This window comes from Tenacibaculum soleae (assembly GCF_030549005.1).
In the GTDB taxonomy this organism is placed as follows: Bacteria; Bacteroidota; Bacteroidia; order Flavobacteriales; family Flavobacteriaceae; genus Polaribacter; species Polaribacter soleae.
In genome coordinates, this window is sequence record NZ_JAUOSW010000004.1 from 1 (window position 1) to 15,252 (window position 15,252).

Genomic DNA, 15,252 nt, shown 5'->3' on the forward strand with positions numbered 1-15,252 from the left:
GGGACTTGAACCCGCACGGACATTACAGTCCATTGGATTTTAAGTCCAACGTGTCTACCAATTCCACCACTTCAGCTGGTGTATGTATAATATTTTTTTGACTATTTCTTAAAATAAGCCTCGTTAATAAAAACGAGGCTTAGTACTGAAGGCGGGACTTGAACCCGCACGGACATTACAGTCCATTGGATTTTAAGTCCAACGTGTCTACCAATTCCACCACTTCAGCTTTTGATTGTTTATAACAATCAAATTGGTATATTTTTAAGAAAGTCTCAGAGCGAAAGACGGGATTTGAACCCGCGACCCCCACCTTGGCAAGGTGATGCTCTACCCCTGAGCTACTTTCGCGTAGTCAAAAATTATTTTAATGAACGTTGTATTGCTGCGAATGCGGGTGCAAATATAACACCTTTTTTTAAATTACAAAATAGTTTTTAATTTTTTTTCTATTTCGATTACTATTATTTTTTATTGCCATTAAGTAAGAAAGAAATATCTTTGCAAAAAAATAAAATTAGAAGTGGATTCTATCTCGCCTTTATATACTAAAACATCTTTAAAGTCAATGTTTAATGATTTTAAACAATTAACAAAGGTAGGATTATCTATAAGTGTAGTTTTTACTTCTGTTACGGGATACTTATTAGGCGCTGAAACAATTAATTATACAACGGTATTATTACTGGCAGTAGGAGGTTATCTAATGGTGGGTGCATCAAATGCTTTTAACCAGGTTATTGAAAAAGATATAGATGCGTTAATGCAGCGTACTAAAAATCGCCCTTTGCCTGCCAAAAGAATGCAGGTAAGTACGGCTTTAATTATTGCAACAATTTTTACTATTGCTGGTATCGGAATTTTATACGCAATAAATCCGAAGTGTGCTTTATTTGGCGCAATATCTATTTTTTTATACACAAGTGCATATACACCTTTAAAGGCTGTAACTCCTTTAGCAGTTTTTGTCGGAGCTATACCAGGGGCAATTCCTTTTATGTTAGGATGGGTTGCTGCAACTGGGCAGTTTGGAATAGAAGCAGGTTTTTTATTTATGATCCAGTTTTTTTGGCAATTCCCACATTTTTGGGCTATTGGTTGGTTACAGTTTGAAGAATATAATAAAGCAGGTTTACACATGCTTCCTATGGATAAAAAAGATAAAGGAGCTATTGTGCAAATAATTTTTTACACCTGTATTATGATATTAATGTCATTGGCACCGGTTTTAAAAGTAACAGGAAACTTTTATATATATCCTTTAACAGCAGTTATTGTTTTGTTATTAGGTTTGCTAATGTTGTATTACGCTTTTCAATTATATAAATCAGAAGAAAATACGGATGCTCGTAAATTAATGCTGGCAAGTGTTTTTTATATTACAATCGTACCCATAATTTATGTGGTAGATAAATTTTTACATTAATGAGTGAACAAACTTTACAAGAAGAATTAAAAGCAGGTAAAAGAAAATCAGCAAAACCAATGTTATGGGTGGCGATGATTAGTATGGTAATGTTTTTTGCAGGGCTAACAAGTGCTTATGTAGTTAGTATGAAACGTGATGATTGGGTTAGTTTCGATTTACCACAGTCGTTTTATATTAGTACAGTTTTAATTATTTTAAGTAGTATTACCTTAATACTATCTCAAAAATTTTTAAGGAAAGACAATTTAAAAGCATCTTTAGCGCTTTTATTAGCAACTTTAGTCTTAGGATTAGGCTTTGTTTGGTACCAATATGTAGGTTTTAACGAACTAAAATCAGTTGGATTATATTTTACAGGACCCGAAAGTACCGTATCTACATCTTTTATAATAGGAATAACATTTATGCATGTTTTACACTTGTTAGCAGGTGTAATTGTATTATTGGTAGTAATTTATAATCATTTTAAAAAGAAATATTCAGCAACGGATATGCTTGGGTTTGAGTTAGGTGGAATCTTTTGGCATTTCGTAGATGTTTTATGGATTTATCTATTTTTCTTTTTCTATTTCATAAGATGATGAAAAATGCGTAATTTTGGCGCACTGTTTTAACAAAAATTAACAAAAAGAGATTTATGGAAGCAAATAATGCTGTAAATTCTGATAAGAAAGAAGCCTGGGGCGGAGGTGGTGCAAAACCATTTGGCGCTAGTTATGGTAAAATGATGATGTGGTTTTTCATCGTATCTGATGCATTAACCTTTTCGGGTTTTTTAGCAGCGTATGGTTTAACACGTTTTAAATTTATTGACTCTTGGCCAATTGCCGATGAAGTTTTTACTCACTTTCCGGGGTTACACGGTGTACACGCACCAATGTACTATGTGGCGTTAATGACCTTTATTTTAATTATATCGTCAGTAACAATGGTGTTGGCTGTTGATGCTGGCCATCAAAAGAAAAAAAATAAAGTAGCTTGGTATATGTTTGCTACGATTATTTTCGGAATTATTTTCGTTGGTTCACAGGCATGGGAGTGGAAAAACTTTATTAACGGTTCTTATGGAGCAGTTAAAACGGAGAATAACCACATTTTACAATTTGCAAAAGCAGATGGTGTAGATGATGAAGGTAAGCCTGTATATCATCAAATAGCATTAGCTGATTTTGTTCACGTTGATAGAAAGGATGAAAGAATTCAACATAATCGCGAAAACGGATTATGGTTTGAGAAAGAAGAAACTATATCTGAATATTCAGTAGCACAAATTCAAGAAGCTTTTAAAGCGGATCCTACTTTGTTGATTCGAACTGAAAAGTTGAATCCTGAAACAAAACAAAAAATAGTTTTATCAAGAAAGGAAAGTTTAGCACAATTAGCGTTAGCAAATCAAGTGGTTGAAGGAGCTAACTTACATGTTAACGAATATGGGAATCCAATATTTGCAGATTTCTTTTTCTTTATTACTGGATTTCACGGGTTTCACGTATTTTCAGGAATCATTATTAATATTATAGTTTTCTTTAACGTTGTATTAGGTACATACGAACGTAGAGGGCACTATGAAATGGTTGAAAAAGTAGGTTTATATTGGCACTTTGTAGATTTAGTTTGGGTATTTGTATTTACCTTTTTCTACTTAGTATAATTAAAAAACGATATTAAAAATGGGTCACGCACACGAATCAAATAAAAAAAGAATTTGGATTGTTTTAGCAATCTTAACAATTATAACAACTGTTGAAGTAGGTTTAGGTATTGTTAAACCAGATTCATTACACTTACATGGATTAGGAACTAGTTGGTTAAACTGGATTTTCATTATCCTAACAATAGCAAAAGCATATTATATTGCTTGGGCATTTATGCACTTAGAAGGTGAAAAAACATGGTTTAGACGTTCGATAGTTTGGACTGCAGTTTTCTTGATATCTTATCTTTTATTTATCATTTTAATAGAAGGAGATTATTTATACGATACATTAGCACCATTGGTAAAATGGTAATCAAATAAAAATTTAAAAGGTGGTCTTAACCACCTTTTTTTTTCTTTAATTATAACTAAAAATGGGGAAAGCGAAAAAATTTATTGTACTGTTTGCACTTTTTATTGTACCGTTGTTATTTTACATATTATTACAACTAGGTACGCACAATTTCGGAAAACTACCAATAATATCTAAAAATGTTATCGATGTTTCTTTAATTGATAAAAAATTTACATTTGATAAAAGAGTTACCGTAGTTACTTTTTTAGGAAATGATATTAACTTGGTAAAAGGTGAAGTGTATAATTTAAAAGAAAAAATTTACACCAAATTTTCTAATTATGTAAGTTTTCAGATGATTTCTCTTGTTGACGAGAGTCAGAAGGAAACGGTAGAAGACTTAAAAAAAATGCTAAGTGTTAATGCAGATTTGGCAAGATGGGATTTTATTTTCGCTTCAGCAGATGAAATAAAAGCATTGCATGAAAGTTTTAAGACATCAAAGCCTTTAGATGAAAATATACATTCGCCAAAAGCATATATTATTGATAAAGAACTTAATTTAAGAAGAGGTAAGTCAACCATTAATGGGCTTTCAGATCAAAAACTATTTGGCTATTCAATGAGTTCTGTGGCTGAACTTAAAAATGATATGATTGATGATATTAGTGTTGTTTTGGTTGAATATAAAATGGCATTGAAGAAAAATAATAGAAGCGAAGACAGAAGAACAAATACACTATCAAATGAAAAAAAGTAATTATTCATACGTTGGTATTTCATTTATAATTTTATTATTTGGTATTTATGCCGTACCAAAAATTATAAAGCAGTTTCAAACTGCTGATTTACATAGATTTAATAAAGTACCAGCTTTTGAATTTATAAATCAAGATGGAAAAAGCATTAATAATAGTGATTTTAAAGACAAAGTATACGTTGTAGAATTTTTCTTTGCTACCTGTCCGACTATTTGTCCTTTAATGAATGCCGAAATGATCACCATTCAAAACGAGTTTATGGGAAATCCTAATTTCGGAATTGCATCCTTCTCTATTACACCTGATATAGACACGCCACAACAATTAAAGGCATACGCTCTTAAAAATGGAATCAATCACAAAAATTGGCATTTACTATCGGGTAAATCTGAAGATGTTGTGTATAATTTATCAAACGAAGGATTTAAATTGTTTGCAGGAAAAGGTGAAGTATCTCATGGGGGATTTGAACATTCTGGTTTATTTGCCTTAGTTGATAAAGATGGATACATCCGTTCACGTTATGATGAACACGGAAATCCAATAATGTATTACAGAGCATTGGATGAACATGGTTTTGGAAATCAGATTACCGAACTAAAACAAGATATTAAGTTACTTTTGAAAGAATAATATGAGTACTGAAGAAAAAAAATATAAAAAACTAATAACAATTGTTTCTATTGTTATTCCGTTGGCAGTAGCAGCATTGTTTGGAATTAAAATTCCGAATGTTGAACCATTGTCATTTCTACCACCAATATATGCAAGTATTAATGGATTAACAGCAGTGTTATTAATAGCGTCGGTAGTTGCAATAAAAAAAGGGAATAAAAAATTACACGAGCAATTAAATACAACGGCTATTGTTTGTTCAGCATTATTTTTAGTAATGTATGTTGCCTACCATATGACTTCAGATTCTACAAAATTTGGAGGAGAGGGTGTGATAAAATATGTGTATTTATTTATATTAATAACACATATAATACTATCAATTGTAGTAATACCTTTTGTTTTGATAACTTTTATGAGAGCGCGTTTAGGAAATTTTTCTGATCACAAAAGAATAGCAAAAATTACCTTCCCATTATGGTTATATGTTGCTATAACAGGTGTAGTTGTATATTTAATGATATCTCCATATTATGTATAAAAAAGGATTAATAATTATTTTAGCAATGCTTAGTGTAAACGCATCGGCACAATGTGCTATGTGTAAGGCAGTTGTTGAAGGCGGAAATGAAACGATAGCTGAAGGTGTTAATAATGGAATTACTTATTTAATGGTGTTTCCTTATATATTGGTTGGTGTTTTATTTTATTTTATTTACCGCCATAAGAAAGCGTCTAAAAATTAAGTTTTAAATAAAAATATATTTTTTGTAACATATATAGTTTTTAGTCGTCATATAAAAAACTAAAAAATAGTTGTTCGATATTAGAACATTAATTGTTCAAAATCAAACACTTAATAAAAAATTAAATTTGGTAATTTGTTGTTTAACAGTAAAATACTATTTCTTAATTTATTGGAATATTAATTGACCAAGTTATAATGAACAAAAAAATATTAGTCTTGAAAACAAAATTTATAGTAGCAGCAACTTTACTTATTTCGTTAGCTAGTTTTTCTCAAAAACAATGGACACTTAAAGAATGTGTTGATCATGCTTTAGAAAATAACATAACTATTAAGCAAAATAAATTAAATATTGATATTGCCGAAACAGATTTAAAAAACGCTAAAGGAAATAAATTACCCACTTTAAACGGATCAACAGGAGGTAGTTTAAGATTTGGTTCAGGTTTTGACCCTGTTAGTAACGATAGAGTTTCAACCAGTAACTACGGAGGTTCTTTTGGTTTATCTACCGGAATAACTGTTTTTAATGGTTATAGAGTTTTAAACAGTTACAAGCAAGCAAAATTAGGTGTTGAAGGTAGCAAACTAGATTTAGAGGTAATTGAAAATGATATTGCTTTACGTGTTGTTAACTCGTATTTAAACGCACTATTTGCAAAAGAAAACTTATTAGTAGCAACTACGCAAGCAGCTATTAGTAAAAAGCAAATAGAACGCGTAAAAGCACAGTTTGATGCAGGTGCTGTTCCTAAAAGCGATTTATTAAATGCACAATCTACAGCATCAAACGACGCACAGAATGTAGTTACGCAAGAAAATGCATTAAGTTTAGCTTTACTTAATATATCTCAATTAATACAAGTACCATTTAATGGTTTTGATGTAGCCAAAATTGAAATTGATTCACCATCAGCAGCAATGCTTTATAGTACTTCAGAAGAAGTATATAAGAAAGCATTAACAAACAGACCAGAAATTGCTAGAGCAAAATTGAACATTAAAAACGCCGACTTATCTATTGCGATTGCTAGGTCAGCATACAAACCATCCGTAACAGCTTCAGGAAGTGTTAGTACCAATTATGGATATAATTTAGATTTACCTCCTGGTTTTTCTAATACTGATTTTTTTACACAGTTAGATAATAACTTAGGATATGGAGTAGGATTCAATGTAAGTATTCCAATTTTTAACGGTTTTAAAACTGATGCAAGCGTAGAACGCTCAAAAATTAGCAAGTTAATTACTGAAACTAGATTAGAAAACGAAAAATTACAGCTACAACAAACAATTGAACAAGCTTTTCAAGATGCAAAAGCAGCGGCGAAATCATTTGAAGCAGCTGAAATATCTTTAAAATCACAAAAAGAAGCTTTTAAAAATGCACAAGTTAGCTATGATTATGGCTCAATGACACAATTTGATTATGATCAAGTACGTAATCGATTAGTAAACTCAGAAGCAACCATGATAAGAGCAAAATATAATTATGTGTTTACCACCAAAGTATTAAAGTTTTATTACGGAGAGTCGATTTTAGACTAAAATAATAAGAATATTATAATTTAAAACCTCGTTAAGTAAAAACTTAACGAGGTTTTTTCTTTATCATGTATCTTTGCAAAAAAAATAAATTCAATTTGGCACTAATACTTAATATAGAAACCGCAACAAAAAACTGTTCGGTATGTTTAGCAGAAAATGGTGAGGTTATAGGAATTAGAGAATTAAACGATGGTAATTATTCTCATGCAGAAAAATTACATCCCTTTATTCAAGAGCTATTAATAGAATTAAATTTATCATCTAGAGCTATTGATGCAGTAGCGGTAAGCAAAGGGCCAGGTTCTTATACAGGACTTCGTATTGGGGTTTCGGCAGCAAAAGGAATTTGTTTTGCTATTGATAAACCTTTGATTGCTATTGAAACATTAGAGTCGTTAGCGCATGGTATATTTAATGATGATGGATTAATTGTACCAATGTTAGATGCACGTAGAATGGAAGTATATTCAGCAGTATATGATTCACAGCACAAAAAAATAAGAGAAATAAAAGCAGAAATAATTAATGAAAATTCTTTTTACGAGGAGTTATCAAGAGGGAAAGTTTATTTTTTAGGTGATGGAGCTAATAAGTGTAAAGAAGTAATTACGCATGAAAATGCAACTTTTATAGAAGATAAGTTTCCGTCAACTAAAGAAATGGCACTTTTAAGTTATAATAAATACAAAAAAAACGACATCGAAGATGTCGCTTATTTTGAACCTTTTTATTTAAAAGATTTTGTCGTAATTCCTGAAAAAAAGAAAGTTTAACCTTGTTTTTGAATTTCAACTTGATGAGGATACGGTATTTCAATTCCTGCTTTATCAAGTGCTAGTTTTACATTTTCGGTAGTTTCAAAATACACATCCCAATAATCAGCTGTATTCGCCCATGGCCTAACAGTAAAGTTAACTGAACTGTCAGCTAATTCAGATACGTTTACAGTAGGAGCAGGATCTTGTAATACTTTTTTGTTATCAGTTAAAACTTTTAATAAAACTTCTTTCGTCTGTTTTATGTCAGCATCATAACCTACTCCAAAAGTTAAATCTACCCTTAATTTACCCTCTGCAGTATAATTAGTGATATTACCGTTTGATAGGGTGCCATTAGGTATAATTACCAACTTATTGTCTGGTGACGTTAATTTAGTTGTAAAAATTTCAATTTCTTTAACAACTCCAATTTCACCTTGTGCTTTAATTAAGTCGCCAATTTTTATAGGTTTAAATATCATTATTAATACACCTCCAGCAAAGTTAGCTAAAGATCCTTGCAAAGCCATACCAATAGCAAGACCTGCAGCAGCTATAATTGCAGCAAACGATGTTGTTTCTACACCTAGTTTAGATAAAAGAACAATAATTAATAATATTTTAAGAGTCCAGTTGATAAGATTCAATAAAAATTTTTGCAAACTCTCATCATACTTTCCCTTCATCATAATGGTACTTGTTACTTTCATAACTTTCTTTATAATCCAAGAACCAATAATCCATATAAGAATAGCTGATAATATTTTTAATCCATATTCTGTAGCATATGTGGTAATACTGTTAATAATTTGTTTAGAATCCATTTTTAATTGTAAGTTTTTAATAGGGTTAAAATTAAAGCTATAATTGCGGGTATAGCCTGAACATAAAGTATACTTATCTTCTTTGTTGAATAAGACCCATAAAAACCTGCTAAAGTCACACAGGTTAGAAAAAATAGTGCAATATTGTTTCTGTAACTACTGTCAATTAACGACCATATTAACCCTGCAGCTAAAAAACCGTTATATAAACCTTGGTTTGCCGCTAAGACTTTTGTTTTTTCAGCAAAATCTTTACTTTTTAAACCAAACATTTTTATTCCTTTTGGTTTTGTCCATAAAACCATTTCTAAAAACATAATATATATGTGAATTAAAGCAACAATGCTTATTAATATGTATTGTATAGTTGTCATAATTGAAATAGTAAGTTGAAGGATAAATATATGGTTTTTCAGCGAATTTTATAAAAAAGCCTTCCAATGTTAAATTAATGTTATGTAAATGTTTCGTATTTGTAAAATTATATATATATTTGTAATGTAAGAGTTAAATATAAAAATTTTAGACATGAAAAAATTAATAATAGTAGTTTGTGTTTTATCAATATCATTGTTACAAGCTCAAGATATAGCACCCAAATTTGAAAAATCAGGAGATTTAGTAAAAGCAACTTACTTTTATAAAGACGGAAAAGTAAAAGAACAAGGTTTTTTTAAAAATAAAAAATTATCAGGAACTTGGACTTCTTTTGATGCTAAAGGAAATAAAAAAACAATAGCACATTATAAAGAAGGTAAAAAAGTAGGAAAGTGGTTTATGTGGAAAGAAGATGGGTTGAAAGAAATAGATTACACAAATAATGTTGTCGCTAGTGTTCAAACTTGGACAGAAGAAACAAAAATGGCAGCTAAATAAAGAGTTTTATTAAGTTATTAGTATGAAAAACCAAGTATTTTTACTTGGTTTTTTTATTTTCTACCAAAATCAGCAGGAATTTCTCCCCAAGCTTTTGTTTCCCATTTTAATATTGGATTTTTAAACGAGTTTTCTTTTAGCCATTTTTCGGCACGTTTTATCAAATCTAAAATTTCTTTATTACTATTATCAAAAGTAACATTAGTTCTACACTGTTTCTTTTTCACCCAACTCATGGCAATTTTAGAATCTGAATATATCGGGTAAGTATCCATGTTTTTATTTTTTAAAAGTGCAATTCCATGAACTAAAGCTAAAAATTCACCAATATTATTGGTGCCTTTTTTATAAGGTCCCATTTTAAATATTTCTTTTTTGTTTTTTGTTAAAACACCGCGATACTCCATCAACCCAGGGTTTCCTGCACAAGCAGCATCAACAGCAATGGATTCTAAATTAGGTGTTCCATAGGTTGCCTTTTCTTTGGCAGATAAAATAACCCTTTTAGTATCTTTACCAATATAGTCGTTGTAGTTTTTTGTAAAAGCAATTTCAGCTGCTTTTTTATCTATAAAAGCTTTGTATTGTGCCCCATCAAAGCCAGTAATTTGTTTTTTACAAACATCCCACGAAGTGAAAACTCCAGTTTTTTTACCTTTCCAAACAACGTAATATTTTTTCTTTTTAGCCATTTTTTACTATTACATCTTCAATAACTTTAGGAAAATGTTCTTGTTCTAATACATGAATTTTTGTTGCAATATCTTCGGGAGAATCTGAAGAGGATATTTCGGTTTTCGCTTGAAAAATAATAGCCCCTTCATCATAGTTTTCATTTACATAATGGATGGTAATACCAGTTTCTGACTCGTTATTTTCTTTTACCGCTTTGTGAACATTCATACCATACATCCCTTTTCCTCCATATTTTGGAAGTAAAGCAGGATGAATATTTATAATCTTGTTTGGAAAAGCAGCTACTATTTTAGCAGGAATACGCCATAAAAAACCAGCAAGTATAATTAGATCAGCCTCAGCATGTAAAAAATTTAAGACTGTATCGTCTTTTATAAAACTCTCTTTATCAAACAATGATGCATCAATGTTTAAAAGCTCACACCTGTCAAAAACTTTGGCACGTTCGTTGTTAGAAAGCACGTGAGTAACGGTAGCTATTTTGCTTGATTGAAAGTATTTAATGATGTTTTCAGCATTACTACCAGAGCCAGAAGCTAAAATTATGATACGTTTCATAGTAAAATGTGTTATTTTTGTTACTACAAAAAAAAGAATAATTATTAACAACGGTGGTGTTTGTAGCAAAAGATTCAATATTTTTTTTATATTTAAACCACACATTTTTGAGCAAAAGTTAGAATTAATAGTTAAGATTTGTATTTTTGCCTCGATTTTAAATTTTAAAACAAACAAATTATGTCAGACATAGCATCAAGAGTAAAAGCAATTATCGTAGACAAATTAGGAGTAGACGATAACGAAGTAACTAACGAAGCAAGCTTCACAAACGATTTAGGAGCAGATTCTTTAGATACAGTAGAATTAATTATGGAATTCGAAAAAGAATTTGATATCCAAATTCCAGATGATCAAGCAGAAAATATTGGTACAGTAGGACAGGCAGTAAGCTATATCGAAGAAGCAAAAAAATAATACTTATATGCAATTAAAACGAGTTGTAGTAACTGGACTTGGCGCATTAACGCCAATAGGAAACAATAAAGAAGAATATTGGGAAAGCTTGGTTAACGGAGTTAGCGGAGCTGCGCCTATAACGTATTTCGATGCTGCCAAGTTCAAGACTCGTTTTGCATGTGAATTAAAAAATTTCAACGCGACAGATTTTATTAATAGAAAAGATGCGCGTAAAATGGATAGATTTACTCAATACGCAATGGTAGCTTCTGATGAAGCAATTGCAGATTCGAAATTAAATCTTGATGAAATTAACAAATTAAGAGTAGGAGTAATTTGGGGAGCTGGTATTGGAGGTTTAGAAACTTTTCAAAATGAAGCTATGAATTTTGGAGCCGGAGATGGTACTCCTAGATTTAACCCATTTTTTATTCCTAAAATGATTGCTGATATCGCACCAGGTCATATATCTATTAAAAATGGATTTATGGGACCTAATTACACAACGGTATCTGCATGTGCATCATCAGCTAACGCGATGATAGATGCGTTAAATTACATACGACTAGGTCATTGCGATGTTATTGTAACCGGTGGTAGTGAAGCCGCAATTACGTACGCAGGAGTTGGTGGTTTTAATGCAATGCATGCACTGTCTACAAATAATGAAAACCATAAGTCAGCATCAAGGCCTTTTGATGGTGAACGTGATGGTTTTGTTTTAGGAGAAGGAGCTGGAGCAATTGTTTTAGAAGAATATGAACACGCGAAGGCGCGTGGAGCAAAAATTTATGCAGAAGTTATTGGTGGAGGTATGTCATCTGACGCGCACCACATGACAGCACCACATCCTGACGGAATCGGTGTTATTGCTGTAATGAAAAATTGCCTTGAAAATGCAGGGTTAAAACCTGAAGAGGTTGATCATATTAATACCCACGGTACTTCTACACCATTAGGTGATGTTGCTGAGTTAAAAGCGATTTCTGAAGTTTTTGGAGCACATGCTAAAAATATCAATATTAATTCAACAAAATCTATGACAGGTCATTTACTTGGGGCTGCAGGAGCTGTAGAATCTATTGCCTCTATATTGGCAATGGAGCACGGAATTATTCCTCCAACGATTAACCATGTAAATGTTGATGAAAACATTAATCCAGAATTAAATTTAACGTTAAACAAACCTCAAAAAAGAGAGGTTAAAGTTGCCATGAGTAATACGTTTGGTTTTGGAGGTCATAATGCTTGTGTAGTATTTAGAAAATTAGATTAATTTTTTATGAATTTTCTTCGTAGAATAGTTAAGCCCCAAAATAAAGAGGACGAAAATTTTTACTACGAATTAAAAGAACTGCTTAATTTTAAACCTATAAAACTTTCACATTATAAGAAAGCTTTTACCCACAGGTCTTTAAAATTAGTAGATGAAAAAGGTAATCCAATTAATTACGAACGACTAGAGTTTTTGGGTGATGCAATATTAGGATCTGTAATGGCTTCTTATTTGTATAAAAAAGTTCCAGAAGGAGACGAAGGTTATTTAACTCAAATGCGATCGAAAGTAGTAAGTAGGGAGCATTTAAATACATTAGGTAAAGACCTAGAGCTAATTAGATTTGTAAAAAGTAATATTTCTCAAGAGCATATTAGTAATAATATTTATGGTAATATTTTTGAAGCTTTAATAGGAGCTATTTATTTAGACAGAGGTTATAATTATTGCCATCAATTTATATACGAACAAGTAGTGTTACCCTATGTTGATATTGAAAGGTTAGAAGGTAAAATATCTAGTTATAAGGGGTTTGTGATAGAATGGTGCCAAAAAAACAAACGGAAATATAAGTTCGAGTCTTACGAAGATTCTGGAAATCAATCTAAAAAACATTTTAGCGTACGTGTTAGTATCGATGGAAATGTTATTGGTAAAGGAAGAGCTACTTCAAAGAAAAAAGCAGAAGAAATTGCTGCAAAAAGAGTGTATTTTGCAATGCAAAGTCAAATGGAAAACTCTTAACATTGTCGCGAAAAGCTTTTCGTAAATTTCACATTATATTTTAGATACATTCAGTAATTTAGCTAAAAGCAAATAATTGTTTTTATGGCTACTTATACGTTGAATATTAATGAATTTTCTACGAATGATTACGTATTAATAGGTATTCATACAACGCTTAATGAATATAAAATAGCGTATTTATTAAATAAGTACTTACATACAAAATTTTGTAAAGCAAACTATAGCTTAGATTTTACCAATAAAAATAATCAATCTTTTTATTCGGTATTTGAATATAGTAATACAACTTTAGATTATGAATGGTTTTTAATAAACAATGTATACAAGTCAACAAGTAAAACAAATTCAACGAGTCTTTTTAATGAGAGTGCTTCAGTAACGCGACTTGTTCCAGAAAAAAAGAAAGTTGATTATTTTTTAAAAATAACAGGAGATTTTGATTTTGAACAAGTTGTAAAAACGATTGAAAAAATTAATAAAATTCCTGAAATAATTACCTCTTATCAAGTAGAGGTAGAATCTTTAAAGTCAAAAGATTTTTTAATATTTTAAATTATGCCACACAACAAAAAAACAAAAATTGTAGCCACTTTAGGACCTGCAACAAATACAAAGGAAGTTTTAGCTGAAATGGCAGCTAATGGAGTAAACGTTTTTAGAATTAATTTTTCACATGCGGATTATAATGATGTAAAAGAACGTGTGCAGCAAATACGAGAAATTAATCAAGAAAAAGGATATAACGTAGCAATTTTAGCAGACTTACAAGGGCCTAAACTTAGGGTTGGTGTAATGAGCGAAGGTGTTGAGTTAAAAGCAGGTGATACTTTTACCTTTACGACAGAAGAATGTAAAGGAACAAAAGAAAAAGCCTTTATGACCTATCAACGTTTTCCGAAAGATGTAAAAGCTGGTGAGCAAATTTTAGTAGACGACGGTAAATTATTATTTGAAGTCGTTTCAACAGATAAAAACGAAGAAGTAATAACAAAAGTAATCGTAGGTGGTCCTTTAAAATCTAAAAAGGGGGTTAATTTACCAAACACCAATATATCACTACCTGCATTAACAGAAAAAGACAAAAAAGATGCCATTTTTGCGTTAGAACAAGAGGTGGATTGGATTGCATTATCATTTGTTAGAAATCCTGAGGATTTAAGAATGCTACGTGATTTAATCAAACAAAAATCAAGATATAGAGTTCCGGTAATAGCTAAAATAGAAAAGCCAGAAGCGGTTGAAAATATTGATGCTTTAATTCCATATTGTGACGGATTAATGGTAGCACGTGGAGATTTAGGTGTTGAAGTACCTATGCAAGACGTTCCGTTAATTCAAAAAATGTTGGTAAGAAGAGCTAAACAAGCAAGAATTCCTGTAATTATTGCTACGCAGATGATGGAAACTATGATTGAAAATGCCGTGCCAACAAGAGCAGAAGTAAATGATGTTGCAAATTCAATTATGGACGGTGCAGATGCTGTGATGCTTTCTGGAGAAACATCTGTAGGAAAACACCCCATACGTGTTATTAAAAAGATGACAGAAATTATTGGAAGTGTTGAGTTTTCTGATTTGATAAAAGTACCTCAAGAAGCGCCTCATATTCGTACCAATCGTTTCATTACAAAATCGGTTTGTCATCATGCAGCTTTAATGGCAGATGATATTAATGCGGCAGCTATTACTACTTTAACAAATAGTGGTTATACTGCTTTTCAAGTTTCTGCTTGGAGACCAAAATCACACGTATTAGCCTTTTCATCAGAAAAAAGAATATTAGGTAAATTGAATCTTTTATGGGGAGTTAGGGCGTATTATTATGATCGCGATTTGAGTACTGATGATACATTAGAAGATATTAATGAAATTTGTAAAGAAAAAGGATTTGTAAAAACAGGAGATTTTATGATTAATTTATCATCAATGCCTGTAAAAGCAAAAGGAATGGTAAATACCTTGCGTGTTTCACATATAGATTAGTATTGTTTTTAGAGTAAAAAAAGCGTTTTAACTAGTAACTAGT

General features: G+C 31.1%; 20 protein-coding genes and 2 tRNA genes. 16 read left to right on the forward strand and 6 right to left on the reverse strand.

Going from position 1 to position 15,252, the window contains the following annotated elements:
- Positions 1-143 precede the first annotated feature (143 nt).
- Positions 144-229 (reverse strand) — tRNA-Leu (locus tag Q4586_RS06390).
- A gap of 50 nt (positions 230-279) precedes the next feature.
- Positions 280-351 (reverse strand) — tRNA-Gly (locus Q4586_RS06395).
- A 217-nt stretch (positions 352-568) separates the two neighbouring features.
- Between Q4586_RS06395 and cyoE the strand changes: the two genes are divergently transcribed.
- The 10 genes from cyoE (at position 569) to tsaB (ending at position 7,865) form a co-directional block, all read left to right on the forward strand.
- Positions 569-1,426: a heme o synthase gene (gene cyoE, locus Q4586_RS06400; RefSeq protein WP_068703898.1), complete on the forward strand. Its 858-nt coding sequence runs from the start codon at positions 569-571 to the stop codon at positions 1,424-1,426.
- Positions 1,426-2,010, forward strand: coding sequence for a cytochrome c oxidase subunit 3 (locus tag Q4586_RS06405; RefSeq protein WP_068702377.1), 585 nt, complete (start codon positions 1,426-1,428; stop codon positions 2,008-2,010). The genes cyoE and Q4586_RS06405 overlap by 1 nt, the downstream gene beginning before the upstream one ends.
- A gap of 56 nt (positions 2,011-2,066) precedes the next feature.
- Positions 2,067-3,080 carry a cytochrome c oxidase subunit 3 gene (locus Q4586_RS06410; protein WP_068702380.1) on the forward strand — a complete coding sequence of 338 codons (1,014 nt, stop codon included), beginning with the start codon at positions 2,067-2,069 and terminating at the stop codon, positions 3,078-3,080.
- A gap of 19 nt (positions 3,081-3,099) precedes the next feature.
- The gene (locus Q4586_RS06415; RefSeq protein WP_068702382.1) at positions 3,100-3,438 is read left to right on the forward strand and encodes a cytochrome C oxidase subunit IV family protein; all 339 of its coding nucleotides are present in this window, start codon (positions 3,100-3,102) and stop codon (positions 3,436-3,438) included.
- A 61-nt stretch (positions 3,439-3,499) separates the two neighbouring features.
- On the forward strand, positions 3,500-4,180 hold the full coding sequence (locus Q4586_RS06420; protein ID WP_068702384.1) for a hypothetical protein: 681 nt from the start codon (positions 3,500-3,502) through the stop codon (positions 4,178-4,180).
- Entirely contained in the window at positions 4,167-4,814 is a 648-nt protein-coding gene (locus Q4586_RS06425; RefSeq protein WP_068702386.1) for an SCO family protein, read from the forward strand. The genes Q4586_RS06420 and Q4586_RS06425 overlap by 14 nt, the downstream gene beginning before the upstream one ends.
- 1 nt (position 4,815) lies before the next feature.
- Positions 4,816-5,337: a DUF420 domain-containing protein gene (locus Q4586_RS06430; protein ID WP_068702388.1), complete on the forward strand. Its 522-nt coding sequence runs from the start codon at positions 4,816-4,818 to the stop codon at positions 5,335-5,337.
- The gene (locus tag Q4586_RS06435; protein ID WP_068702390.1) at positions 5,330-5,542 is read left to right on the forward strand and encodes a hypothetical protein; all 213 of its coding nucleotides are present in this window, start codon (positions 5,330-5,332) and stop codon (positions 5,540-5,542) included. The genes Q4586_RS06430 and Q4586_RS06435 overlap by 8 nt, the downstream gene beginning before the upstream one ends.
- Before the next feature lie 218 nt (positions 5,543-5,760).
- Positions 5,761-7,092, forward strand: coding sequence for a TolC family protein (locus Q4586_RS06440; RefSeq protein WP_303527503.1), 1,332 nt, complete (start codon positions 5,761-5,763; stop codon positions 7,090-7,092).
- A 95-nt stretch (positions 7,093-7,187) separates the two neighbouring features.
- Positions 7,188-7,865, forward strand: a complete 678-nt coding sequence (gene tsaB, locus Q4586_RS06445; RefSeq protein WP_068702396.1) for a tRNA (adenosine(37)-N6)-threonylcarbamoyltransferase complex dimerization subunit type 1 TsaB — start codon at positions 7,188-7,190, stop codon at positions 7,863-7,865.
- Here the strand turns inward: tsaB and Q4586_RS06450 are convergent.
- Both Q4586_RS06450 and Q4586_RS06455 read right to left on the reverse strand, forming a co-directional pair.
- The gene (locus Q4586_RS06450; RefSeq protein ID WP_068702398.1) at positions 7,862-8,674 is read right to left on the reverse strand and encodes a mechanosensitive ion channel family protein; all 813 of its coding nucleotides are present in this window, start codon (positions 8,672-8,674) and stop codon (positions 7,862-7,864) included. The genes tsaB and Q4586_RS06450 overlap by 4 nt on opposite strands.
- A gap of 2 nt (positions 8,675-8,676) precedes the next feature.
- The gene (locus Q4586_RS06455; RefSeq protein WP_068702400.1) at positions 8,677-9,048 is read right to left on the reverse strand and encodes a DUF1304 domain-containing protein; all 372 of its coding nucleotides are present in this window, start codon (positions 9,046-9,048) and stop codon (positions 8,677-8,679) included.
- Between the two features lie 154 nt (positions 9,049-9,202).
- On the opposite strand from Q4586_RS06455, the gene Q4586_RS06460 reads away from it, so the two are divergent.
- Positions 9,203-9,550, forward strand: a complete 348-nt coding sequence (locus tag Q4586_RS06460) for a toxin-antitoxin system YwqK family antitoxin (protein WP_068702402.1) — start codon at positions 9,203-9,205, stop codon at positions 9,548-9,550.
- Positions 9,551-9,603: 53 nt separating this feature from the next.
- Here Q4586_RS06460 and Q4586_RS06465 read toward each other — a convergent pair whose 3' ends face one another.
- On the reverse strand, positions 9,604-10,242 hold the full coding sequence (locus Q4586_RS06465; RefSeq protein ID WP_068702404.1) for a ribonuclease H1 domain-containing protein: 639 nt from the start codon (positions 10,240-10,242) through the stop codon (positions 9,604-9,606).
- Positions 10,235-10,804 (reverse strand): phosphoribosylglycinamide formyltransferase, encoded by a 570-nt coding sequence (purN, locus tag Q4586_RS06470; RefSeq protein WP_068703900.1) that lies wholly within the window; start codon positions 10,802-10,804, stop codon positions 10,235-10,237. Before purN ends, Q4586_RS06465 begins: the two co-directional genes overlap by 8 nt.
- Before the next feature lie 180 nt (positions 10,805-10,984).
- On the opposite strand from purN, the gene Q4586_RS06475 reads away from it, so the two are divergent.
- The 5 genes from Q4586_RS06475 to pyk all read left to right on the forward strand — a co-directional run bounded on the left by Q4586_RS06475 (position 10,985) and on the right by pyk (position 15,209).
- Positions 10,985-11,221, forward strand: coding sequence for an acyl carrier protein (locus tag Q4586_RS06475; protein ID WP_068702406.1), 237 nt, complete (start codon positions 10,985-10,987; stop codon positions 11,219-11,221).
- Between the two features lie 7 nt (positions 11,222-11,228).
- On the forward strand, positions 11,229-12,479 hold the full coding sequence (gene fabF, locus Q4586_RS06480) for a beta-ketoacyl-ACP synthase II (RefSeq protein ID WP_068702408.1): 1,251 nt from the start codon (positions 11,229-11,231) through the stop codon (positions 12,477-12,479).
- Between the two features lie 6 nt (positions 12,480-12,485).
- Positions 12,486-13,223, forward strand: a complete 738-nt coding sequence (gene rnc / locus Q4586_RS06485) for a ribonuclease III (RefSeq protein WP_068702410.1) — start codon at positions 12,486-12,488, stop codon at positions 13,221-13,223.
- Between the two features lie 84 nt (positions 13,224-13,307).
- Positions 13,308-13,778, forward strand: coding sequence for an IPExxxVDY family protein (locus Q4586_RS06490; protein WP_068702412.1), 471 nt, complete (start codon positions 13,308-13,310; stop codon positions 13,776-13,778).
- A gap of 3 nt (positions 13,779-13,781) precedes the next feature.
- The gene (pyk, locus tag Q4586_RS06495) at positions 13,782-15,209 is read left to right on the forward strand and encodes a pyruvate kinase (RefSeq protein ID WP_068702419.1); all 1,428 of its coding nucleotides are present in this window, start codon (positions 13,782-13,784) and stop codon (positions 15,207-15,209) included.
- The last annotated feature ends 43 nt before the right edge of the window (positions 15,210-15,252 follow it).